Annotated in this window: 15 protein-coding genes; all 15 read left to right on the top strand. The window is 55.3% G+C overall.

Annotated features, from left to right (window positions below; translation table 11 throughout):
• The first annotated feature begins 850 nt into the window (after positions 1-850).
• The 15 genes from VSR71_RS30055 (at position 851) to VSR71_RS29985 (ending at position 22,398) form a co-directional block, all read left to right on the top strand.
• A complete protein-coding gene (locus tag VSR71_RS30055) occupies positions 851-1,642 on the top strand; it encodes an ABC transporter permease (protein ID WP_342917211.1) in 792 nt (263 codons plus the stop codon).
• Positions 1,639-2,301, top strand: coding sequence for an ABC transporter ATP-binding protein (locus VSR71_RS30050; protein ID WP_342917210.1), 663 nt, complete (start codon positions 1,639-1,641; stop codon positions 2,299-2,301). Before VSR71_RS30055 ends, VSR71_RS30050 begins: the two co-directional genes overlap by 4 nt.
• Complete coding sequence (locus VSR71_RS30045; protein WP_342917209.1) at positions 2,298-3,431, top strand: chain-length determining protein; 1,134 nt, start codon at positions 2,298-2,300, stop codon at positions 3,429-3,431. The genes VSR71_RS30050 and VSR71_RS30045 overlap by 4 nt, the downstream gene beginning before the upstream one ends.
• A gap of 2 nt (positions 3,432-3,433) precedes the next feature.
• Positions 3,434-5,179 carry a polysaccharide biosynthesis/export family protein gene (locus tag VSR71_RS30040; RefSeq protein ID WP_342917208.1) on the top strand — a complete coding sequence of 582 codons (1,746 nt, stop codon included), beginning with the start codon at positions 3,434-3,436 and terminating at the stop codon, positions 5,177-5,179.
• A gap of 55 nt (positions 5,180-5,234) precedes the next feature.
• On the top strand, positions 5,235-7,235 hold the full coding sequence (locus VSR71_RS30035) for a capsular polysaccharide biosynthesis protein (protein ID WP_342917207.1): 2,001 nt from the start codon (positions 5,235-5,237) through the stop codon (positions 7,233-7,235).
• An 85-nt stretch (positions 7,236-7,320) separates the two neighbouring features.
• Positions 7,321-8,760: a capsular biosynthesis protein gene (locus VSR71_RS30030; protein WP_342917206.1), complete on the top strand. Its 1,440-nt coding sequence runs from the start codon at positions 7,321-7,323 to the stop codon at positions 8,758-8,760.
• Between the two features lie 80 nt (positions 8,761-8,840).
• Positions 8,841-10,772 carry a hypothetical protein gene (locus tag VSR71_RS30025; protein ID WP_342917205.1) on the top strand — a complete coding sequence of 644 codons (1,932 nt, stop codon included), beginning with the start codon at positions 8,841-8,843 and terminating at the stop codon, positions 10,770-10,772.
• 11 nt (positions 10,773-10,783) lie between these two features.
• Positions 10,784-12,946, top strand: coding sequence for a hypothetical protein (locus VSR71_RS30020; RefSeq protein WP_342917204.1), 2,163 nt, complete (start codon positions 10,784-10,786; stop codon positions 12,944-12,946).
• A 66-nt stretch (positions 12,947-13,012) separates the two neighbouring features.
• Complete coding sequence (locus tag VSR71_RS30015; protein ID WP_342917203.1) at positions 13,013-15,220, top strand: glycosyltransferase; 2,208 nt, start codon at positions 13,013-13,015, stop codon at positions 15,218-15,220.
• A 54-nt stretch (positions 15,221-15,274) separates the two neighbouring features.
• Positions 15,275-16,270 carry a hypothetical protein gene (locus tag VSR71_RS30010; protein WP_342917202.1) on the top strand — a complete coding sequence of 332 codons (996 nt, stop codon included), beginning with the start codon at positions 15,275-15,277 and terminating at the stop codon, positions 16,268-16,270.
• Positions 16,271-16,355: 85 nt separating this feature from the next.
• Positions 16,356-17,528 carry a nucleotide sugar dehydrogenase gene (locus VSR71_RS30005; protein WP_342917201.1) on the top strand — a complete coding sequence of 391 codons (1,173 nt, stop codon included), beginning with the start codon at positions 16,356-16,358 and terminating at the stop codon, positions 17,526-17,528.
• A gap of 12 nt (positions 17,529-17,540) precedes the next feature.
• Entirely contained in the window at positions 17,541-19,031 is a 1,491-nt protein-coding gene (locus VSR71_RS30000) for a glycosyltransferase family 2 protein (RefSeq protein ID WP_342917200.1), read from the top strand.
• A gap of 469 nt (positions 19,032-19,500) precedes the next feature.
• A complete protein-coding gene (locus VSR71_RS29995) occupies positions 19,501-19,842 on the top strand; it encodes a hypothetical protein (protein WP_342917199.1) in 342 nt (113 codons plus the stop codon).
• On the top strand, positions 19,842-21,020 hold the full coding sequence (locus VSR71_RS29990; protein WP_342917198.1) for a hypothetical protein: 1,179 nt from the start codon (positions 19,842-19,844) through the stop codon (positions 21,018-21,020). Before VSR71_RS29995 ends, VSR71_RS29990 begins: the two co-directional genes overlap by 1 nt.
• A gap of 16 nt (positions 21,021-21,036) precedes the next feature.
• A complete protein-coding gene (locus VSR71_RS29985) occupies positions 21,037-22,398 on the top strand; it encodes a cytochrome P450 (RefSeq protein WP_342917197.1) in 1,362 nt (453 codons plus the stop codon).
• Positions 22,399-22,401 lie beyond the last annotated feature (3 nt).

The following is a 22,401-nucleotide window of genomic DNA, read 5'->3' as shown; positions in this document are numbered from 1 at the left end:
GGTTCGTGTTTTCTGCATCCGCTGAAATAGGCCAGGGTTTCCGCCTAGTTCTCAGTGACAAATTCCGAGAAGTCTGCGTCGGTGCGATTCCCCACAGACGATAGGCAGGGCGGCGCACATGGGCCTTCGCCCAGCAGTCCGAGCCGGTGCCATCGGAACTTCACCACGTGACTTACCCCCATCATCATTTATGACTGATGGGTTACATAGATTAACTATTTTCACTTGGATCGATTTGATTGAATATTTTCTCCAACTATTTTGCGGAGGGGAAATATTTTGAATAATTAATTGGTCATGCGATTATCTCGTATCTCTGGCGAAGAATAGGATTAATCTGATTGTGCGGTGCAATAAAATTATGGTAAGCAGCCCCAAGACCCAAGCCTGGCGCGGATTTCAGTAGTGCTGAGTGGGCCACTCATCGTTCGCCGAGTGGATCAAAATGCATCTAGTTGCAGTCAAATGTGCCGTCATCCCCCTTTTGGGGGGCATGTGTGGGAAATTGTTACCAGATGTTGCCAGCACCGCGGCTGCCCCGTATTATTGCGCGCTGCAAAAGTAGCGGTGGCGCAAAACACCACCGGGTCAGAAAAAAACACAAACGAATAATGCGTGGAGCAAATCGGGGAGTGGTCGCCGGCAGCATGCCCGCAGCCTGTAGTTCAGTGGTCGGCCGGCGTCCTCGCACCAACCCGGTGCGACGCTCGAAGGCATCGCCACAGGGTTCGACAAAGAGGCTTTATCGGCCGGCGGCATTCGACACAATGCCTCACATAAAAGTGCCGGTTGGCGCACATGTTTTCGCGGCTTGCGGCTTGGGTGCCACTGCCCTGAGCGACCTAAAGCAATGAGCCGGACCTCGGTCCGGTCGGACGTCTCGGTCGCGGTTTCCGTCTGGAAGGCGCTGTTCTTGCGCGAGGCCACTGGTCGCCTGGCGGGGGGGCGCGCGGCCTGGCTCTGGATCCTGCTTGAACCGTCGGCCCACATCGTCTTCCTGATGGTGGTCTTCGGCGTGATCCGGCACCAGGTGAGGCAGGACGCAAACATTGAAGTCTTCATCCTTGTCGGCGTGTGGGGATTCTTCCTGGTCCGGAACATTGCCCAACGAGGCATGGAAGCCATCGCTGCGAACCAGGCGTTGTTCTCTTACCGGCAAGTACAGCCGGTCGATACCGTACTGGTTCGTGCCGCAGTCGAAGCATTCCTGTACGTCATCGTCGGCGCGGTACTGCTGGCCGCGCTTGCACTGCTCGACATCGACGTACGACCGGCCGACCCACTGCTCGTCATGTGGTCGGCGTTCCTTCTGTGGGCCTTCGGGCTTGGCCTTGGTCTGATGCTTTCCGTGATCGGCACGCTCCTGCCGGGGTTGGGCAAGCTCATCAAGATCGCTTTCACGCCGCTCTACTTCCTGTCCGCCGTCATGTATTCGGTGTCCAGCCTGCCGCTGGGCATGCGCAACGCCGTGCTGGTGAACCCGATCACGCACGGGCTCGAAGCCATGCGCGGCGGCTGGTTCGCAGCGTACCGCGGCGAAGCACATATCAGCCTCGGCTTCCTGGCCTTCTGGGCACTGGTCACGGTATTCCTCGGCCTGGCCCTGCATATGCGATACGCAACCAGGCTGACGGCGCAATGATCGAAATCACCGACGTGCACAAGCGCTATCGCACCGCCCATGGCTCCAAGTGGGTGCTGAAGGGCGTATCGCTGTGTATCCCGCCCAGGAGCCGCGTGGCGCTGATTGGCGCGAACGGCGCAGGCAAGTCCACGCTGTTGCGGCTGGTCGGTGGGATCGACCAGCCCAACAGCGGGCGCATCGAGCGCAACTGCAGGGTCTCGTGGCCGCTCGGGCTGTCCGGCGGATTCCAGGGCTCGCTCAGCGGCCGGCAGAACACGAAATTCGTTTGCCGCATCCATGGCATCAGCGATGGCCTTGCCGACAAGCTCGAGTTCGTGCGCGAGTTCTCTGAACTGAACGACGCCTTCGATGACCCGGTAAAGACCTATTCCTCCGGCATGCGATCGCGCCTGGCCTTCGCCATGTCGCTTGCCTTTGATTTCGATACCTACCTGGTGGACGAGCTGACAGCGGTCGGTGATGCGGCGTTCAAGCGAAAGTCCCAGAAAGCCTTCGAAGATCTCGCCGGCCGGGCAGGCCTGGTGATGGTCTCGCACAGCGAATCCACACTGAAAAACTTTTGCCAGGCGGCGGTCTGGCTGCATCAGGGCCGCGCGCATTGGTTCGATTCCGTCGAGGATGCACTGCGCGAGTACAGGGAAAGCATCACAGCATGATGAAGACGATTACGTCGGGCGCCGCAGGGCAAATTGGCCGCCTGACACGCATGAACAGCCTGAACCGCATCTGGCAGGTGGCTATCGCCGCCTGCCTTGTCGCCGTTGTGTACTGGAGCGTGATTGCCTCCGACCTCTATGTGTCGGAAGCGCGCGTTGTCATCGAGCGCAGCGACGGCGTGGGTGCCAGTGCGACCGACTTCACTTCGCTGCTGGTCGGCAATACCGCGCCACAGGACCTGCTGCTGCTGCGGGAGTACCTGCTCTCCGCGGACATGCTCAAGAAGCTGGACGAGCGCCTGGGCCTGCGCAAGCACTACGCGGACAGCGGCCGGGACCCGTTGTCCCGGCTTTGGTTCGAGGATGCATCGCTTGAGCGTTTCCATGATTACTACCTGAAACGCGTGAGCGTCGAATACGATGACTTCGCCCGCGTTTTAGTTATCAAGGTGCAGGCGTACACCTCGGAAATGGCCCACGCCGTCAGCACCGAACTGGTCCGCGACGGCGAACGCTTCATGAACGAGATGACGCACCGCATCGCCAGCGAGCAGGTGGTCTATATCGAGAAGCAGGTACACGACCAGGGCGAACGCCTGAAGGCGGCACGCCAGGCGCTGGTTGCCTACCAGAACGCCAATGGCCTGGTATCGCCGCGCGGCGAAGTCGAGAGCCTCTCGACCGTGGTGGCAAACGCCGAGGCAACCCTTGCCGAACTGCATGTCAAGCGGAATTCCCTGAAGGACGTCTTTACGCCCCAGTCCCCGGCGATCCAGCAGATTGACGCCCAGATCGCCGCGGTCGAGCGCCAGATGGCAGAGCAGCGCGGCCGGATGGTCTCTACGAAAGGCCGCGGCCTGAACCGCGTCGTGGAAGAGCACGACCGCCTGCAAGCCGCGGCGGAATTCGCCTTCGATATCTACAAGACCGCCATCGGCGCGCTGGAAAAAGCGCGCATCGAGGCGACGCGCAAACTCAAGAACGTGGCCGTCGTGCAAAGCCCGACGCGCCCGGAATATCCGCTTCAACCCAGGCGCATTTACAACATCGTGGTCTTTGTCCTGATGACGTTGATGCTTGCTGGCGTCGTGCAACTGATGAGCGCCATCATCCGCGACCACCGGGACTAGTCATGCTTAGAAGAATCATCACCCTCGCAGTGGCAGCCGCAGGACTCGCGGCCGTCAATAGCGCTCTCGCGCAGACCGGAACGCGCATGGCGCAGTCGCCCGCCATCGGGCAAATGGATTACGCGGTCATTGCAGCACAGGGCGGCACGTCACCTGGCACCACGTTCAGCACGGGGGCCGCTGCTGCGCCCATGGTCCCTGCTCGCACCGAAACTCTTCTGCCAGAGAGCGCTCCGCAGAACAACGACTACACCGCCAACATGGCGAGCGACGCCTTTGGCGCACAGCTCTTCACCGGCGCGTTCAGCCGCGACAGCGCGTCGGTCTTTAATCCCAGTCATGTGATTTCCGTCGGTGACCGAATCCAGCTACGGATCTGGAATGGCTACAACGTCGACACGGTGCTGACGGTAGACGCCGGCGGCACCATCCTGTTGCCCGAAATCGGCCCGTTCCGCGTGCAGGGCATCACCAACGGCAACCTGCAGACGGCAATCAGCAACGCGCTGCGCCGGGTGTTTGCCAGCAAGGTGTCGATCTATGCCAGCCTGCTCGCAGCTCAACCGGTGCGCGTGTATGTGACCGGCGCTGTTCGCCGTCCCGGCATGTACGACGGCACGTCGAGCGACAGCGTCCTGCGCTATCTCGACCAGGCCGGCGGTATCGACCCGGACCGCGGATCGTTTTTGGATGTCGCGATCAAGCGTGGCAACCAGACGCTGGAGGTCGTCAACCTGTATGACTTTCTGCTGAAGGGCGATCTGACATCGCGGCAACTGAACAATGGCGATGTCATTTTTGTCCAGTCCCGCAAGAAGACCGTGAAAGTCAGCGGTCTGGCAGAAAACGCGAAGCGATTCGAGTTCATGGGCGAACAGGCCCGCCTCGACCAGCTCGTCCGCCTGGCCAAGCCGCTGCCTGAAGCCACCAACGTGCGGGTGGTGCGCAATACCGGGACTATCCGGAACGTCGAGTATTTCCCCATCTCTCAAGGCAACCAGATCGACCTGCGGGATGGCGACGAGATTGAATTCACTGCCGACAAGCGGCCGGGAACCATTACTGTCCGCGTTGAAGGCGAACACACCGGCCCGCAGGAATTCGTCCTGCCATACGGCAGCCGCATGGGCCAGTTGCTCAGCCAGGTCCAGTACACGCCGGAATCGGATCCTGAAAGCATCCAGCTGTTCCGCCAGAGCGTGAAGGCGCGCCAGAAGGCGCTGCTCGGAGCGACGCTAAAGACCTTGGAGTCCAGTGTATTGACAGCGCGCTCCGGCACGGCGGAGGAGGCTCAACTGCGCAAGGAAGAAGCCGCGCTGATGCTGCAGTGGGTGGAACGCGCAAAGAAGATTGAGCCGACCGGTCAGACACTGATTGCAAAGTCCACCGCTCGCAACGACCTGCTTCTTGAAAACGGCGACATCCTCCGCGTACCGGTCAAGGATGGTCTTGTGATGGTTAGCGGCGAGGTGCTGTTTCCCAATGCCGTTGCCTACGACAAAAGCATGGACCTGGATGAGTTCATCCAGCAGGCCGGAGGTTTCTCACAGAACGCTGACACGTCGCGCGTGATTATCGCGCATCGGGACGGCAGCTTCTCGGACGGCAAGAAGGATGACGCGGTGCGCGCGGGCGACGAGATCATGGTGTTGCCGAAGGTGGACTTTAAGACGCGCCAGTTTGCTAAGGATGTATTCCAGATTCTTTATCAGATTGCGATCAGTGCGAAGGTTGTATTGGGTCTGTAAGTGCAATTCGGTACCGGCGGCGACATACCTAGACCATAGAGGAACAAGACTAGCCATGCTTGGCGTCTTCTCTCGCGGCATCTACCGCATCAAGCATTTGCACGCCTTTCTTGGTGAAGAAGTGGTATTGATGCGTTCGTTTCTTTCCAAGCAACGACCTAACCGAATTGCCGCGTGGGGGCGCAGGCCGAGCGCGCGTCGCGCCGAGGAGTACGTACGGAGGCATGCGGTGCAGCAGTTCCTGCGCCTTGAGGATGGCTTCATGCGTTCCATTTCTCCGGGCGCAGAATCTCCGTCCTGTTCGATGGTGGTCGACGATGTTGGTATCTACTACGACGCCACTGGCCCCTCGTTGCTCGAGCAACTTGCGCAATTACCGTTGAGCCCCGACGAGGCTAGCCGCGCGCACGCACTGATTCATGCTTGGCGTGAATCCGGCATCTCCAAGTACAACCACGCACCGGATCCGCAGGTGCTACCCGCGCGACCGTACGTACTTGTTGTGGACCAGACAGCCAATGACGCTTCCATACAGTATGGCATGGCGGATGCTGCCTGCTTCGAACGCATGCTGGTGTCCGCGCAGGAGACTTATCCGGCTTGCGAGATTATTGTCAAGGAACACCCTGAAGTATCTCTTGGGCGGAAGCGCGGTTATCTCGGGGCATTGCTGGAAACCGGGCGCTTCCCAGGCGTTCGCCGCTTGCAGGACAATGTGCATGTGGTGCCTTTGCTTCGTTCGGCAACTGCTGTATTTACTGTGACATCCCAAGTCGGCTTTGAAGCGTTGCTGCATGGGCGACCAGTTCACGCATTCGGCATGCCCTTTTATGCTGGATGGGGACTGACGCACGATGCGCAACCCGCCCCGGCGCGGCGGCAGCCCATTGCACTGGCACAACTCGCATTTGCTGCGCTTGTGCGCTACACGCGTTATGTGGACCCCCATAGCGGCAAACGTTGCGAGCCGGAAGATGCGATCGCATATCTCGCACTGCAGCGTCGCACGCATCAACAGTTTCCGGCCCGTCTGCATGCCGTCGGCTTTTCGCGCTGGAAGCGACCCATTGTGCGTGACTACTTGCAGGGTTCCCAGGTTTCTTTCCATCGGAAATTGGAGGCAGTCCCATCTGGCGCAACCGTCTTGCAATGGGGGCGCAAGCTAGGTCAACCGTTCAGGGAGGATGTCACCACGATCACCGTCGAGGATGGATTTTTGCGTTCCGTGGGTCTGGGTGCACAGTTGATACGCCCCGTTTCGTGGGTTTTTGATCGCAACGGCATTTATTACGACGCGACCAGATCCTCAGATTTGGAACAAGTCCTTGCGAGCTCAAATTTTGATGAACTGCTGCTGCGGCGCGCTAGCAATCTACGCGAATCTATAGTGCGATCTCGGCTAACCAAGTACAACGTCGGACAGGGTGAATGGCAACGGCCGGCCGGCATGCGAAAAATTGTGCTGGTGGTTGGGCAGGTGGAAAGCGACGCTTCATTGCGTTATGGCGCACTGGGTATCCGAACGAATCGCGAATTGCTCATGGCGGTGCGAGCGGATGAGCCGGAGGCTTACCTCGTCTACAAACCTCATCCGGACGTCATGGCGGGCCTGCGCGGAAGCCGTGCTAAAGAGGCCGCGCTTGCTGCTGGTTGCGATGAACTCGTCATCGATTATCCGATGCACCAGTTGATCGAATCCGTGGACAGCGTGCACGTGCTGACATCGTTGGCTGGTTTTGAGGCGCTCCTGCGAGGCAAGCCGGTAACTACGCACGGCACACCATTCTATGCCGGTTGGGGACTGACTTTCGACAAGATGTCTGTGGAGCGACGCCGCCGCAAGCTAACACTCGACATGCTTGTTGCCGGCACTCTTATTCTCTATCCACGTTATGTATTGCGCAATAGTGAGGCGGGCTTCGCTACGCCAGAGCAAGCAGTGAGTCATATGCTGGAGTGGCGGCAAGAGGCCTCCACGACCGGATCCGGATTCTTGCCCAATCTATTGAGGCCATTGTTGCGCTTCTGGGTAGCCGCGCGGCAACGTGCGACATAGGCCACGCTGTAGACAAGGCTTAGCAGGAAGAGGGATGCAACGGCGTACAAGCAAGAATAAGAATTGAGGAAGAAGGGAACGGGCAATGCTGATGTTCAGAGAAATTGGTCATGATCGCAGCAGCAATCGCGTGACGATATCCGGGCACTCTAACCCCGGAGATGTCGCGCACGCCCCAATTCAAGGCTCCAGTGGGCCGGAGCGGGCAGGGCTGCATCAGTTGACGAGGTACAGACATGTACTGCTGCTGCAAGGCCCGAATGGCCCCTTCTTTGCCAGGTTGCGCGATTACCTCGAGACGGCCGGGGGGCGCGTAAGTAAGGTCAATTTCAACGGCGGCGACGACCTTTTTTATCGTCGCGGCTCAATCGAGCGATTTAGGCAGTCCATGCCGGCTTGGGAAGTGTTCCTTCGAAAAATTCTAGTGGAGCGGCAAGTCGATGCGATTGTGGTATTCGGCAGCAGTCGACGGCATCACCGCATCGCCGCACGCTTGGCAAAGGAGCAGTGCATCGCCTTCTGGGTATTTGAGGAAGGCTATGTGCGACCGGACTATATCACTTTGGAAAGTGGGGGCGTCAATGCAGACTCTCCAATTGCGTCATGGGATGCAGGCGAACTGCCTGTCGTACCTTGGCCTACGCAAAAACAGCACTTCAAACATGCCTTCGGAAAAATGGCATGGTACTCGTTCCTATACTTTGGTGGCGGTATTGCCAATCGCCGGAAGTATCCTCACTACCGCCATCACAAGCCGTTTGGCTTGCATGAGATTGGACTGTGGCTACGGGCGGCCTACCGTAAACATCGCTATCGCGCAGACGAGCGCGAAATCTTGGCGCGTCTCCTTGCAGAGAATCACCCTCCTTTTTTTCTGGTAGCGCTGCAGGTATACAACGATAGCCAGATCCGTGTGCATAGTCCATGGCGGCGCATCGAGGACTTCATCGAATGGGCGGTGTACTCTTTCGCGAACCACGCTCCTGCAGACAGCCTGCTCGTGGTCAAGCATCATCCGATGGACCGCGGACATACCAACTATGCGGCGGCGATCGCAGACTGTGCAGCGCGCTTCGGCGCGACTGACCGCATTATATATATCCATGACGCGCATTTGCCTTCTTTGCTGCACCGATGCAGTGGTTTGGTAACCGTTAACTCGACCACCGGCTTGCAGGCCCTGTATCACCGGGTTCCAGTAATTGCACTTGGTCGGTGTTTTTACGCAAAGCCGGGAATTACCTATCAAGGATCGTTAGACAGTTTCTGGTTGGAATCGCCACCGGTTGATACAAGGGCTTTCACACGATTCCGCAATGGCCTGATCTACGCATCGCAGGTAAATTTGTCTTTCTACGCAGAGAAGAAAATTGGCAAATTGAGGACGCGAAACTTTCGAATTTGGCGTTGGTGCGGTCAGCTTGCTTCAGCAGTAGGCCTTATTGCAATCGACTCTTATGGTGAGTTTGATCTAACGTCAATGACTCGTTGGGTGGAAGCTGCGGTTGACGCGCTGGTTGGTTAGTTTGCATTTTTCGGTGCCGTTAGGCGCAGGGAAAATTGGAAGTATAAATGCATATCGTGGAATGCAGGTGAGCGAATAATATGAACAAGATAGTGATCGTGGGGCATCCCACTTCCGAGTATCAGGATGTCGAGGCTCTTCTCATCAAATGCGGGATGGCTCCGGCATTGACTTCACGCAGGGAAGGGCTGACACCCGCTGAAATTAGCTCGATGCTCCTCAAGGCCCATCCATGTCCTGATCGCACGGCGCTCGAGTCTGTTCGCAGCCTTCCTCAAGTGGAAGCGGGCCCGATCTGGCACGGTATGGCCCTGGATTTGATGCTCGGGAATATTGAACAGAAGCTCTGGGGCTGGGCGGACCCACATGCGCTGCAACTCCTCGACTACTGGAAGAATTTGGATCCGAACATTGCCTTTGTTTTGGTATACGACTCGCCGGAAAGTCTTCTTGCCCAATCAATCGAATCGGAAAATGACTTCAATTCACTCGAGGAGATAGTGGCCGAGTGGTGTGCCTACAATGAAGCCTTGCTGCATTTCTTCTACCGAAATGCTGAACGCTCATTGCTTGTCCAAGCACAACAGGTGAGGGCGTCGGCAAGTGGTTATCTTCAACAGGTGCAAGCGCGAATTAATGCGCCTATGAAGTCGCTATTGGAAATCCCTGCCAATGATGCCGCTGGTCACGAACCTCAGCACGGCTTGGGGATTCCTGGTAGCGCATTAAGAAACCTTCTTTCCTCTAAGGCCGACACGACAGGAGCAGTCCGAAGCTATCTGGCGAAGGCGATAGTTTGCGAGTATCCGGCGGCTGAACAGCTATATGAAGAACTGCAGACTGCTGCCAATCTACCGCTTGCCGTTTCCGTAGAGGGATCGGTCCTCGTCCACGGGGCTTGGCGTGAGCTCGTTGCGATTGAACGTACCGAGACGAAACATCGTGCCACTCTGGAAAAGAGAGAGTCAGAGTTTGCTGCCAGAATTGATGCGCTAAAGGCATCAATGAAGACGATGGATGAGAAGCTCGGAAAAGTGCAGCACGAAGGTCTCGCACAACTCAATAAGCTGCACGAAACACAAGAGCAAAATGAGCGTTATCGCAATGACTTGCTAGAGGAATCGACGAGGGCTTCGCAGTTCCTGAGCCTTTCAGAAGACAGGAAAAAGGCGCTCGAAAAGCTCGAGAAGGAATTACAAGATCAGAAGTCGAGCGCTTCCGACGCTCAGCAAAAGTTGACGAAACTGAACGAGGATCATTCGAAGGATGGCGCTAGAGTTGTGCAGCTTGAGAGAGATCTGGATGCTCTGACCAAGGAGTCGGCAAACTTCCGTATGCAGAGGCGGGAAATGGAAGCGACGCTGCTGGGCGTTCAAGAAGAACTTGAGCGTAGCCATATCGATCTTCGCAAGGCACTTGAAAAGAGCAGCTCCACCTCGGCGGAGCAAAACCAAGCGGACGAGCGGTTGAAGCTCGCGAATCAGCACAAGAGCAAGGCGGAAACGCGGGTTGCCGAATTGGAGGCAGGCCGGACCGTGCTGGAGAAGCGAAATGGCAGCTTGCAAAGGGAAATCAACGCTCTAGTTGATCGGATTCAACGAATGCAGGAAGAGGGAGAGAGGCGCGTACCCAGTAGCAGCGCAACCATCGCAAAGCGCCAGGAGGAGTACTACGGTGCTGCAGATCGTGTCCGTCGCCAACTGAGTTACCGATTAGGGGCAACCATGATCAAGCATTCGTATAACGTCGGTGGCTGGCTGACGATGCCCTTGGGCCTGGCGAAGGAGGCTAAGCGCTTTCGCGCCGAAAGACGACAGCGCGGCAAGGAGAGGCTTCCGTCGATCGCCTCCTATCGCGATGCACAGGAGGCAGACCGCATGCGCCGGCATCTCTCTTATCGACTGGGCTCAAAGATGCTTGGCAACGCGACTTCGCCCTTGGGCTGGCTTCGGATGCCGTTCATTCTGAGAAAAGAAGTGACAGCTTTTCGTGAAGAAAGGCGCAATAAGTGATAAAGGTACCAATGTCAGATTTGTCGCTGTATTCATATTTGCAGCACCTGTTTTCGGTCATGGCACCGAAGGCAGTAAGTTACGTCGGTGCCGGCAATGGTACCGATCCGCTAGTCCAGTTCTTTGTGCAAGGTCCGGCTTTGAGTATCACCTTCGTCGAGGCGGAGGAGCGACATCTACCATATCTGAAAAAGAATCTTGGGCACCGGCCAGGGTTCCGGGTGGTGCATCAACTGATTACAGATGGAACGCAGCACGCGATTTACTATAAAGCAAATATCGGTTCAGAGAGTGGACTGCTTGACCCAGCAGTACTCGCTCACCTTTGGCCCAATATCACGGTCGAAGTCTCGGACAGCCGTTCGGGGATATCTTTAAATGAGCACTTGGCGGATGCCGCGGTCGCGCCGAACTGGCTTGTCATTGACTGCCTGCCGATGCTGTCGATACTTGGAGACGGATCAAGCCTCTGCCAGATCGATGTCCTTGTAGGTCGTATCGTTCAGATGGAAGGAGAGGAGTCTCTGTACGACTGCGTAGGCCTGACTAACGCCCGGGAATTTTTGTCCACCTATGGATTCATCCATGTCTTGACCCAGGCAGGAAGACATCCTGGTGTCGGGCACGCGCTTTTCGTTCGCGACATTCGCATGAGCGTCAGTCAGGCCGAAGAGGCGCGTCACGCGCATGCGGCCACCACCGAGCAACTCTTGACGAATAGTCGGGAGGCGGCTGACAAGGTGGCCTCTCTGGAGGGCTGCATTGATCAACTCACCCGTCGCGTACATGAGTTGGAGGGGGAAACTGATAAGGTGGCTTCTTTGGAAAGCCACATTGCTCAACTTACCCGTCGTGTGCTCGAGTTGGACGGGGAGCGGAAGGTGGTGAGCGAGACAGAGGTATCTCGACAGATCGCTGAGCGTATTTACGTCGCCACTACGAAAGCAGATGAACTGAATGACGGCATTCAGTCGCTACAGCAGCTTATTGTCTCAAAACTGGACGTTTCTAACGCGGCAATGGAACGGTATTTTGCCCAGAACTCACTCGAGGCTGTACGCGAGGTCGTTTCATCCAGCGTTGCCAAGTTTGTTCAGACTAGTGTGGAAAGACAGACGGCGCTCTTGGTGGAGACTGAGGGGCAACAGCAAGCCGAACTGAAGCGCGTTGTGCAGCTTACTGAACGCGTACTAGCGCTGGACGCCCTTCGAGAAGCAACGCAAGCCAGCAATCAAACATACCAGCTTGTAGAACGCCTTGATGCGGGAGCGGCCAAGATTTGCGAGCTACAGAAGAGCGTCGATGCTCTAAAAGAGGTTGTAGCGGCCCAAGTGGATTCGACTACTGCGGCGATGGAGTTGCTAACTGCCGGGGATGTCAACGATAGCGCAGACCGACTGTTCGAGGAGCAGTTTGAAAAGCAAAAAGCACTATTCGCAGAAGTCGAGATGCGACAAAAACGTGAATTGGTGAATGCAACAGCTAATTCGATAAAGCAAATTGAAGCATTCATCGGAATACAACGGTGGTTGCCGCTCGACGATAGTGCGCTCGATTTCCACGGTTGGCCCATCAGTCCAGATTTGGGGATTTTCTTGCTTGGAAAGATCCATGAAGAAAAGTACGACCTCATTATTGAGTTTGGCAGCGGCACGTCGACTGTGCTTTTTGCAAGGGCGGTTGCACAGATGAGTCTTGAACATCGCGGTGAGCTGTCAGCCGGCAAAAGGGTTGTATCTTTCGAACATGATCGGGCGTATCACGACAAGACACTAAAATTACTCAAATCGCGCGATTTAGTCAGCTACGTTAACCTGATTCATTCACCTTTGTTAGATCACGAGGATAGCGGTGCCAAGTATCTTCACTATGATTGCGCGAGCTCATTGCGCCAGATCGCACAGCATAATGAGGGCCGCGATTTATCAATTCTCGTTCTAGTTGATGGGCCGCCGGAGCTGACCTGCAAGAACGCAAGATATCCGGCAATTCCGAAGATATTCGATCACTTAGGGAAGCATCGTATCGACGTCGTCCTGGATGACGCAAATAGGCCGGCAGAGAAAGAGGCGATCAAGATGTGGAAAGATTATTGGAAAGCTAGGTCAATTCGGATTTCCGATCAAAATGTTTCGAGCGAAAAAGGCATCTATTTCGCATCCAACGTGATTTGAATTCTAAATAGCAGAATTTTATTCATTCGCGTAGGCTGGAAGCGATATTCGAAAATAGAGTTGAAAATGATTAAAGAAGATCCGCAGGCAACTTACTCACTAGCAAAGATCGCAAATGCAGCGTATCGGGAGGGCAACTATGCACGCGCTATTGAGGCATATCGGAAGTTGGTCGTCGATCATGATCGCGTTCATTTTGTTGATAATATCAAGTGGAGTCATAGCCGCTGGTCGGAAGGTACGTCGATTGGAGCTGCTGCTGAGTGGCGGCCGTCACTTCTTTTTGTTACAGCAGGGCTAAAAGGACCCACTGCTGGCGGCGGTATCGCGACTTGTTTCTTTAACATGATCGCAGCCGTGGCAAGCGAGGGAAACGCTCAGGTAACGGTTCTTTATGCGGCGCATCCATATTATTCAAAGGGCAATTTTGCTCACTGGGAGAAGGTGCTTCGCGAGGAGCATGGGGTAAAGTTCATCGGGCTCGGTACCAACTTGAAGGACTATGGCTCCGTCGAGATGAAGCGTTCCTACGCAATCTCTCGCTTCCTTGAGCAGCGCGACGGGGCTTTCGACAAAGTCATCTTTCACGACTTCGGCGGCTTGGCCTTCTACAGTGCGGTAGCCAAGAGGCAAGGCTTGATGCTCCAGAATACTGACCTTGTCATCTCAGCTCACGGAAATCATGAGCTGTCGTATTTCTTTGGCTCGAAGAAGGTGCAAACATGGTCCGAGTCGGCGGTGATGTACATGGAGCGAAGCTCACTACGACTCGCGGATAGAGTGTTTACGCCCAGTCAATACTATGCCGACTGGTTCAAAGAGAAGTTCGGTATTAATGGTATTCATATCCAACCGAACATAATTTCGAAGGCAGATCCTGCCGCCGGCGACAAACCGATATCTCTTCCTACGGATGCGAAGAAAGATACCGTCGTTTTCTATGGTCGTTTCGAACGGCTGAAGGGAATTGATGTTTTCATGGACGCCATTGATACCTTGAAAAATACTGGGAAGGATTTCAATGTCGTGTTCGCAGGAAACGGGACGAAAATTGATGGAGTGGATGCCAAAGATTACGTCTGCGAACGTTTAGGTGCGATCGGCGTCGTCCCGCACTTTGTCTTTGATACTAAACCGGCATTGATTTTCGATTTCGCGCGCCGAGTCAAGGGGCTGTGTGTATTTCCAACATTGGGTGAGACATCATCCTGCGTGGTGGTGGAGTCAATTCTGGAATCAGTGGATTTCGTTGTCTCCGATATTCCTGGGATCAAAGAGCTCGTGGCCGACGAGCACCACGCTGACGTATTTTGCAAAGCTGGCGATCACACGGATTTAGCGGCACGCATCGACAGCCATTTCTCGAGCCGAAGCAACCGCAAGCCGGCGCGTCTTTCGTTTGATATGGATGATAACCGTAGGGAGTGGATCGACCTGCTGACCAGAGTGGACTACTCCCATTTGGCTGATACTTCGGATATCTCGTCGGGACCTCTGGTTTCTGTAGTCATTCCAACGGCAGATCGCCCGGAGCTGCTAAAGCAAGCGCTTGATTCGATCGCCAGGCAGAGTTATCAAGATGTCGAGATAATCGTTGTGGATGACAATAGCGAAGCAGCTGAACTCAATGCGAATATTTGTAAAGAGTATGGTGCGAAGTATTTGAAATTGGATGACAAGCGGTATAAGGGCGCGGCGTGTAACTTCGGAGTTGAGCACGCTCGGGGCACTCTTATATGCTTCTTTGATGATGACGATCTTGCCGACGTCAAGATGCTCTCGACATACGTTCGAACTTTCGCACGGCAACCGGACGTCGATGTCCTAAGTTGCTTTGCTGGGGTGTTCGAGCATGCAAATCAGAAAGGGGTGCAGCTTCCTAGCGTGGAATATGCGTCGCTGGCCCTCGGCGGCAACAACGAAACAAATTTCGCGTGCAACTTTTTCGGAAAAGGTACCTTCATTATTAGGGCGGAAAAATTCCGTGCAGTCGGAGGATACGAAATCGACTTTGGAGCTGTACCGATGGTGGATTATCGGTTCTATATCAAGGCAGCGCTGAAGGGCCTTAAGATAGCGATTGTGCCACGGGTGCTGTATTTGTATCGAAAAAATTCCCCAAATAGCCTTTTTTATAGCAAGACAGGTCAGAAGCGAATGATGTATCTGGCGAAGCACGGCGTGCAAAAGGTGTTCATGGATCATTTCGGCGAAGAAATGGGGCGTGCCTTTGTTCCGCATATTTGGAATATCGGCCAACCAAAGTATGAGTAGGGACTATTTTTCTCAACTTATTGCGCTTTGAGTATTTGAATTGATGGTGTTGACGTGAGTGATCTTGGGCTGATATTTGCGCACGCAGACGCGAGTGCATTTGCTAACGAATTTGTGTGGGGAGGTGAGTGTGATCACCTCGTGGTGAGCTTTTCTGCGTGGAATCTGAAGGGAAATGGTACGCCCTTTGGCCCAGGTTTTTTTCACTCTCGCCGGATGCCGGCAATTTTTATTGTCCAGCATCGAAATCACTGGTGGCATACAGACGGGTTGCGCGCAATTGCAGAACGTGTAAAGGAGATTGCGGCCGACACCGCTCGCGGCATTGTTTGTTATGGTAGTTCAATGGGAGGATATGGTAGCTTACATTTCTCCTCGCTGTTTCGCGCTAGCCGATCAATAGCAATTGCGCCACAGATATTTATTAGTGATGCAGTAATTCCCGAGGAAACTAGGTGGGAGGCTGAGCGAAAAAAAGTTGAGCTGCAGTTTGACGAAATAGAGAATTTGCGCGATGTCCGTTGCGATTCTTATATTTTTTATGACGCGCGGCATGCACAGGATGCTTTGCACGTTGAGCGACTGCTGTCTGCGGGCGTTGGTGCGCAATTTCACACGCTTGAAGTTCCATTCGCGTTGCATGATGTTGCTCGTGCGCTGGTGAAAGTACAGGAGTTTAAGGAATTCGTCGAAAGATCCTGTCGCGGCGCTGATAGCGATATTGGCCGTTTGAGAGTTGCGTGTGCCGCTGTATACCAGTTCGATGATAAAGTGTTTCTTAATAGATTACGACATATTCCGGTTTCGAATATTATAGAAGATGAAAGAACAAGACTGTTGAATGTGATTTCTGATAATGCCGAGGTTCTGGATTTTGAGGCGCTTTATTTTGCGGCGGAAGGTCTAATGAAGCTTGGGTTGTATCAGGAGGCATTGGACTGTTCAACCCGTTCGCTGCAAAAGTATCCAATGAAGGTTGTGCCACGGTATCTGGAATTGAAGCACGACCGCGTCTGCAAAGCATTTGAATCTTCCAGATTCCAAGATTAACCGTTGGGCTGACTTTCGATTGCTTAGGTTCGGGTCATGTGGTGAGCCACTTTGCGAAAGATGTTTGCTTTTTTACGTTTGAAACATGTTAAAAATTGCGATTGCCGGTACGGGTTACGTAGGCTTGTCTAATGCAGTGCTTCTTTCGCAGAATCACAAGGTGGTGGCGCTAGATATTGATGCGACAAGGGTTGCTCAACTGAATGACAGAATTTCGCCGATTTCGGATTCTGATATTGAGCACTATCTTGCTACGAAGAGCTTGTCGCTGCGCGCTACCCTGGATAAGAAAAAGGCTTACGGTGACGCGGATTTCGTGATTATTGCGACTCCAACCGATTATGATCCGGAAACTAATTACTTTAATACGAAATCGGTTGAGTCGGTAATTCGGGATGTTATTGCGATCAACCCCGATGCCGTTATGGTAATTAAGTCGACGGTACCGGTTGGCTTTACAGAGCGGATGCGAGGGGAAATTGGCTGCGACAATCTTATTTTTTCGCCTGAGTTTTTGAGGGAAGGTAAGGCTCTTCACGATAACCTTCACCCCAGCCGCATTGTTGTGGGAGAGCGGTCGAGCAGAGCGCGTCAGTTCGCCGATCTTTTAGTCGAAGGAGCCCTTAAAAAAGATGTGGAGGTGCTTCTGACGGACAGTACCGAAGCGGAGGCGATAAAGCTTTTTGCAAACACGTTTCTTGCAATGCGTGTGGCTTATTTCAATGAACTCGATACTTATGCCAAGGTGCATGGCCTTGACACGCGTCAGATCATCGAGGGCGTATGTCTAGATCCCAGAATCGGTGTCCACTACAACAATCCTTCGTTTGGATATGGGGGATATTGTCTGCCGAAAGATACAAAACAGCTGTTGGCGAACTATAGTGATGTCCCTCAGAACTTGATTAACGCGATTGTTGAGGCTAATCGTACGCGGAAGGACTTTGTCGCGGAGGATATTCTTCGGCGCAAGCCAAAGGTGGTCGGAATTTATCGTTTGATCATGAAATCGGGGTCGGACAACTTCAGGGCTTCGTCTGTCCAAGGCATCATGAAGCGTATCAAGGCCAAGGGCATTGAAGTGATCGTATATGAGCCAGTACTGAAGGATCCCGACTTTTTCCATTCCCGAGTCGTCAATGATCTCGCGGCATTCAAGCGCGAGGCTGATATCATCGTTGCCAACCGATTGACGGATGAAATTCGAGAGATCGAGGATCGAGTGTATACGCGGGATCTTTTTGGTGGTGATTTCTGAGTGGATTTTTGGATGTTGAATCGCTTGCTTTCACTGTGGCATCTGCGCAAGAGAAGGTTTGCGTACGCACTCGCGCATATGAATGTAGAGGGCAAGCGGGCGAACGGATGGAGGCTGTGGTCATACTACCGCCTCGGCATGTACGCCTCGGTGATCTCCCACGAGCCTGCCGATCATTCCTGGCAAGGAATCTTTGCCCAGGCGGTGTCGTTTGCTGCTTGCGGACACAGAAAGAAGGCAGAGGAGTGCGGGCGGGTGCTGTTGCGTAGAGATGATTGTGCCGCCCAGTTGCCGGCTTTGGCGGCGGCTATGGCACCTTATCTGCCAGAATTCGCGCTCGAGCTCCTCGAATCAGATGTCAACGCTTGGTCGTTGAAGGCGGCGTTGCTGCTTCGGACAAATCGATCGGAAGCTGCGCAGCGTCTTCTGACTTCTGCTCTTGCAGAGGGCCGTCAAGGACAATACCCAGAATTGCATCTGCATATGTCAAATGCTTTAGCAGAGGAGCCGGCGAAGCGACTGTCACGGTTGAATGCCTATTTAGGGACTTTTAATGTGCCTTCTCTGGTCTTACGAAACGTCGATAAGCCGCCCGCTCCTGGGAACCTGAAAGCTGCAGAGCCTTTGGCTCACGTCGATGGTCCTCTGGTCACTGTACTGATGACAACTTTCGAAACCGGTGATAGAGCGGCTGTGGCAATCGCATCAGTTCTTAAGCAAAGCTATCAAAATCTCGAATTGATTGTGATTGATGATGCGAGCCGTGATGGTACGTCAGAAATTGTCCAATCCTGGGCGCGCCGTGACAATCGGGTTAAGTTCATTCAGCTCGAACGTAATGGGGGAACTTACTTAGCGAAAAACATCGGGCTTTCCCGCGCGAAAGGGACGTTCGTCACCTGTCATGACTCCGATGACTGGTCGCATCCATCAAAGATTGAGCGACAGGTGAAGCCGCTTTTGGAAGACGAGCGTCTAGTCGCAACGACATCGAACTGGATTCGTCTTCAAGACGATGGCGTGTTTTTCTCGCGGCAAGTGCATCCACTGGCACGGATCAATCCATCGTCGCCGTTGTTCCGAAGGGATAAGGTGCATCAGAAGGCCGGGATGTGGGACAACGTGCGAACGGGTGCGGATAGCGAGTTCCTTGCAAGACTTCGCTTGGCTTTTGGGTCTGCTGCTGTACATCGTGTAAGGCAGCCCCTTGCGTTCGGTTCTCACCGAGAAGGGTCGTTGATGACTGCGGAGGCAACTGGATACTCTGATAGCGGGATTTCACCTCAGCGTCTAGCATATTGGGAGGCTTGGTCTCATTGGCACATTGCGACATTGAGGACGGGCAGACAGCCTCAATTGACGGCAGACATTCTATCTGGGGCGAGGGCCCGCCCGTTTCCGGCACCAGATTCCATTGTTTTGAAAGAATGTGATGTGAAAGCAGGTTTGGAAGGCGCGCGACTTTACGGCGATGAATTGGCGCATCCCATTGCGGGTTGGTGACCTATCATATTGGCACCCTGAGCATTTTGCTATATATGGTCATCCTGCCAATCGGCTGCGGCGGAGGCAATCGCTACAGCGGCAAATGCGATAAATGCCAGTAAAGCAAGGCTGAGAGCCAGCATGCGTGTCCTTTATCGTCCGTTGACGTTGTATTGTTGTATATAACGGTCTTCGCGTGCGCGACTTGAATTAGATGAAACCCTCATACCGGTGCGCTAGTGGTGCCATATGCCTTCGGTTGGGGAAAACCATGTCCCGTTATAGTGTTTCAAAAGTACAACAATGCGAACAATGCCCTCCACGACTTCTCGAAGCTGCTTGTTTACCGGCGTATAGAGGTGCTGACTGTGGCTATACTATTGCGCGCCTGACTTACACAGTTCAGCACGAGGTTACAGGGTGTGACCTGTAATTGCTTCGCTTGCCCCCGGCCCGAACGCGCCTTCATACCACCGCCCCCGCCCCCATGAGAGAACGCATCGCCGGCTTCCTGCTGATGGTCTTTATCGTCCCGCTAGCCGTCCTCGGATACCTCCTGATCGTCTACATCGGCTTCTTCGGCAAGACCGAACGTGGCCGTGCCGGGGTGCGGGCGTTGGACCATTTTGTCAATGCGACGCTGTTTAACGGCTATGCCTGGGAATCCGTTTCATCGCATGCGTGGCGCGAGCAACACCGCTGGTGGGCGCGCTTCATTATCTGGTTTACCGACAAATTCCAGCAGGACCACTGCCGCCGGGCAAACAAGCGTGAGCAGCCGGTGGTGGATCTGGTGCTGAAGAAGAAGCTGCACCACCGGACGCAGTGATGAGTGCAGTGGTTCAAGAAATGCGCTCGCCGGCCAGGTCCAGCGAAGTAAAGCACCGCAAGGTCTATTACGTCAGCGGTTTCGACCCTCGCGGCGCGGCCTACTATCACCGCTTGTATCGTGAGGAATCGGACAAGCAAGCGGTCCACCATGGTGGCGAGATTTCCGTCGGCAAGCGGTCGCGGCTGGGTGAGCATGTGAGTGCTTGGAGCGTGGATGGCGAGTGGGATGGCCATGCGGTGTCCACGCAATACCAGTTCCTGCATTGGGACGATCTCGTGCGCAAGCATTGGGAATCCAGCTTGCCCAGATTGGTGTTCTCGACGTTGGGCAGGTATGCGCGCTATATCGGATGTGGCGCTTTTGGCCGGCTCAGCAATACATTCCGCGGGCCTTTCTACAGTGCCCTGTATCCGCTGATTTTCCTGTTGCTGCTGGTGCTGCTGTCGGCAGCTTGTGGCATCGGGGTCAAGGCGCTGCTGTCGGCCGCAGGCGGCAATGCGTGGTTCGCGTTGGCGGGAGGAGTTGCTGCGGCCGCCGCGCTGTTTAGTGGTGGTGTTGCGCTGGCGAACCGGCTGGCGGTCTTCTGGCTCCTACAGATCTATCGCTTCGTGCAGGGGTGGGGCGAGCGGGAGCCGGAGGATATCAAGGCACGAATCGATACCTTTGCTGACTGGATCCGGAAGGACCTGGAGGCATCGGACTGCGATGAAGCATTGGTGGTTGGCCACAGCGTTGGCTCGATCGTCAGCGTCGCGCTGGCAGCGAAGCTGACGGATGCGCTGGCGCCCGCGCAGCGTCGCCGCGTGACGCTGATCACCCTCGGCCAGTGCATTCCGCTGCTCAGCCTGATGCCTTCGGCCAAGCCCTTCCATCAGGACCTCAAGCGTCTCGCCGAAGAGCGAGACATGCAATGGCTCGACATGAACGCGCGCGCCGATTCGCTGTGCTTCTCGCAAGCGAATCCGCTCGACATTTCCGGTATCAAGGGCGCCAAGGTCGGCCGCCCGATCCAGCAGGTAGTGCGCCCCTTCCGCATGTTCAGCAAGCAGGACTACGCGCGCATGAAGCGCAGCAAGCAGCGCCTGCATTTCCAGTACCTGATGGCAAGCGCATTGCCGAATGAGTACGACTATTTCCGGATGACGGCCGGTCCGAGCCGCGTCCAGCCTTATTGATTTCGCCTCCATTGCAATGAATTTCCAGCCGCCTTACCCCAAGCCGCATACGCGCAAGAGTTCGTTCCTGTTGCGCTTCCTGCGTGGCTGGAATTCGTGGATCGATGTGCTGTTCGAGCGCAGCTATTCGATGAAGATGGGCAAGATCTCGCAGCCCGGCATGGACATTTTCATGGTGAACGATGCCGACTGGGTGCGTAAGATCCTGGGCGATACGCATGAATATCCCAAGCACAAGCTGATGCACCGGATGCTGGAGCCGCTGCTGGGCACCAGCATTTTCACGACCAACGGCAGGGTGTGGGAGCGGCAGCGGCGGCTGGTGGAGCCGGCGTTCGCGCAGGCGCGTCTGAAGCTGGTGTTTTCGCTGATGGCCGATTCGGTGGCGGGCATGACCCGGCGGCTGGATGCGGTGGCGGACGGGCGGTCGTATGAGGTTGACGGCGAGATGACGTACGTGACCGCGGACATCATTTTCCGGACGATCCTGTCGGAGAACCTGGAGGAGTCAGCGGCGAAGGAGATCTACGACGCGTTCCTGGAGTTCCAGCATCACGCGCAGCGGGCAATGATCCTGATGATCTATCGGCTGCCTCCGGTGATCTCCGCGTGGAAGAGCAAGCGCGCGGCCAGGAAGATCCGTGTGATCCTGTCGGAGATCATTGCGCGGCGACTGGCGGAGCGAGACAGCGGGCGGGGGAGCGCAAAGCAGGACATCCTGGCCGGCATGATGGACGCGGTCGATCCTGTCAACGGCGACCGCTTCACCTATGAAGAGCTGGTGGACCAGGTGTGCATGCTGTTCCTGGCCGGCCACGAGACGTCGGCCAGTGCGCTGACGTGGGCGCTTTACCTGATCTCGCAATGCCCGCATCTGCAGGACAAGATGCTTGCGGAGATCCAGGAGGCAGTCGGTGAGCGCGATTTCGAGCTGAGCGATATCAAGAGCCTGCCGGCGGTCGGCAATGTGTTCCGCGAGACGCTGCGGCTGTATCCGCCGGTCGGGTTCTTCGTGCGCGAGGCGGCGCAGTCGCAATGCATCCGCGACAAGTCGGTGAAGGAGGGCTCGCCGATCCTGATTTCGCCGTGGCTGCTGCATCGGCATCGTACGCTGTGGGAACGGCCGGACGAGTTCGATCCCGACCGCTTCGATACGCAAGCCGGCAAGGAGTCGTCGAAGTGCGCGTATATCCCGTTCAGCAAGGGGCCGCGGGTGTGCATCGGCGCTGCCTACGCCACGCAGGAAGCGGTGCTGATCCTTGCCAGCATCGTGCGCCGTTATCGTGTTGAAGCGGATCCTGGCCATGTGCCGAAGGTGGTCGGGCGCGTGACGATCCGGTCCGGCAACGGCGTCCGGGTACGCCTGCATCGCCGCTGACCA

Origin of the sequence: Cupriavidus oxalaticus, assembly GCF_038900635.1 — a bacterium.
Classification (GTDB): Bacteria; Pseudomonadota; Gammaproteobacteria; order Burkholderiales; family Burkholderiaceae; genus Cupriavidus; species Cupriavidus oxalaticus_B.
Note: the sequence above shows the minus strand (reverse complement) of the source record. Positions and strands in the feature narration are given on the sequence as shown.

What these genes read in the sequence shown, in the direction of transcription:
- VSR71_RS30035 (WP_342917207.1), top strand. Translation starts at nt 5,235, where the DNA reads ATGCTTGGCGTCTTCTCTCGCGGCATCTACCGCATCAAGCATTTGCAC.
- VSR71_RS30030 (WP_342917206.1), top strand. Translation starts at nt 7,321, where the DNA reads ATGCTGATGTTCAGAGAAATTGGTCATGATCGCAGCAGCAATCGCGTG.
- VSR71_RS30040 (WP_342917208.1), top strand. Translation starts at nt 3,434, where the DNA reads ATGCTTAGAAGAATCATCACCCTCGCAGTGGCAGCCGCAGGACTCGCG.
- VSR71_RS29985 (WP_342917197.1), top strand. Translation starts at nt 21,037, where the DNA reads ATGAATTTCCAGCCGCCTTACCCCAAGCCGCATACGCGCAAGAGTTCG.
- VSR71_RS30055 (WP_342917211.1), top strand. Translation starts at nt 851, where the DNA reads ATGAGCCGGACCTCGGTCCGGTCGGACGTCTCGGTCGCGGTTTCCGTC.
- VSR71_RS29995 (WP_342917199.1), top strand. Translation starts at nt 19,501, where the DNA reads ATGAGAGAACGCATCGCCGGCTTCCTGCTGATGGTCTTTATCGTCCCG.
- VSR71_RS30025 (WP_342917205.1), top strand. Translation starts at nt 8,841, where the DNA reads ATGAACAAGATAGTGATCGTGGGGCATCCCACTTCCGAGTATCAGGAT.
- VSR71_RS30005 (WP_342917201.1), top strand. Translation starts at nt 16,356, where the DNA reads ATGTTAAAAATTGCGATTGCCGGTACGGGTTACGTAGGCTTGTCTAAT.
- VSR71_RS30015 (WP_342917203.1), top strand. Translation starts at nt 13,013, where the DNA reads ATGATTAAAGAAGATCCGCAGGCAACTTACTCACTAGCAAAGATCGCA.
- VSR71_RS30000 (WP_342917200.1), top strand. Translation starts at nt 17,541, where the DNA reads ATGTTGAATCGCTTGCTTTCACTGTGGCATCTGCGCAAGAGAAGGTTT.
- VSR71_RS30020 (WP_342917204.1), top strand. Translation starts at nt 10,784, where the DNA reads ATGTCAGATTTGTCGCTGTATTCATATTTGCAGCACCTGTTTTCGGTC.
- VSR71_RS30045 (WP_342917209.1), top strand. Translation starts at nt 2,298, where the DNA reads ATGATGAAGACGATTACGTCGGGCGCCGCAGGGCAAATTGGCCGCCTG.
- VSR71_RS30050 (WP_342917210.1), top strand. Translation starts at nt 1,639, where the DNA reads ATGATCGAAATCACCGACGTGCACAAGCGCTATCGCACCGCCCATGGC.
- VSR71_RS29990 (WP_342917198.1), top strand. Translation starts at nt 19,842, where the DNA reads ATGAGTGCAGTGGTTCAAGAAATGCGCTCGCCGGCCAGGTCCAGCGAA.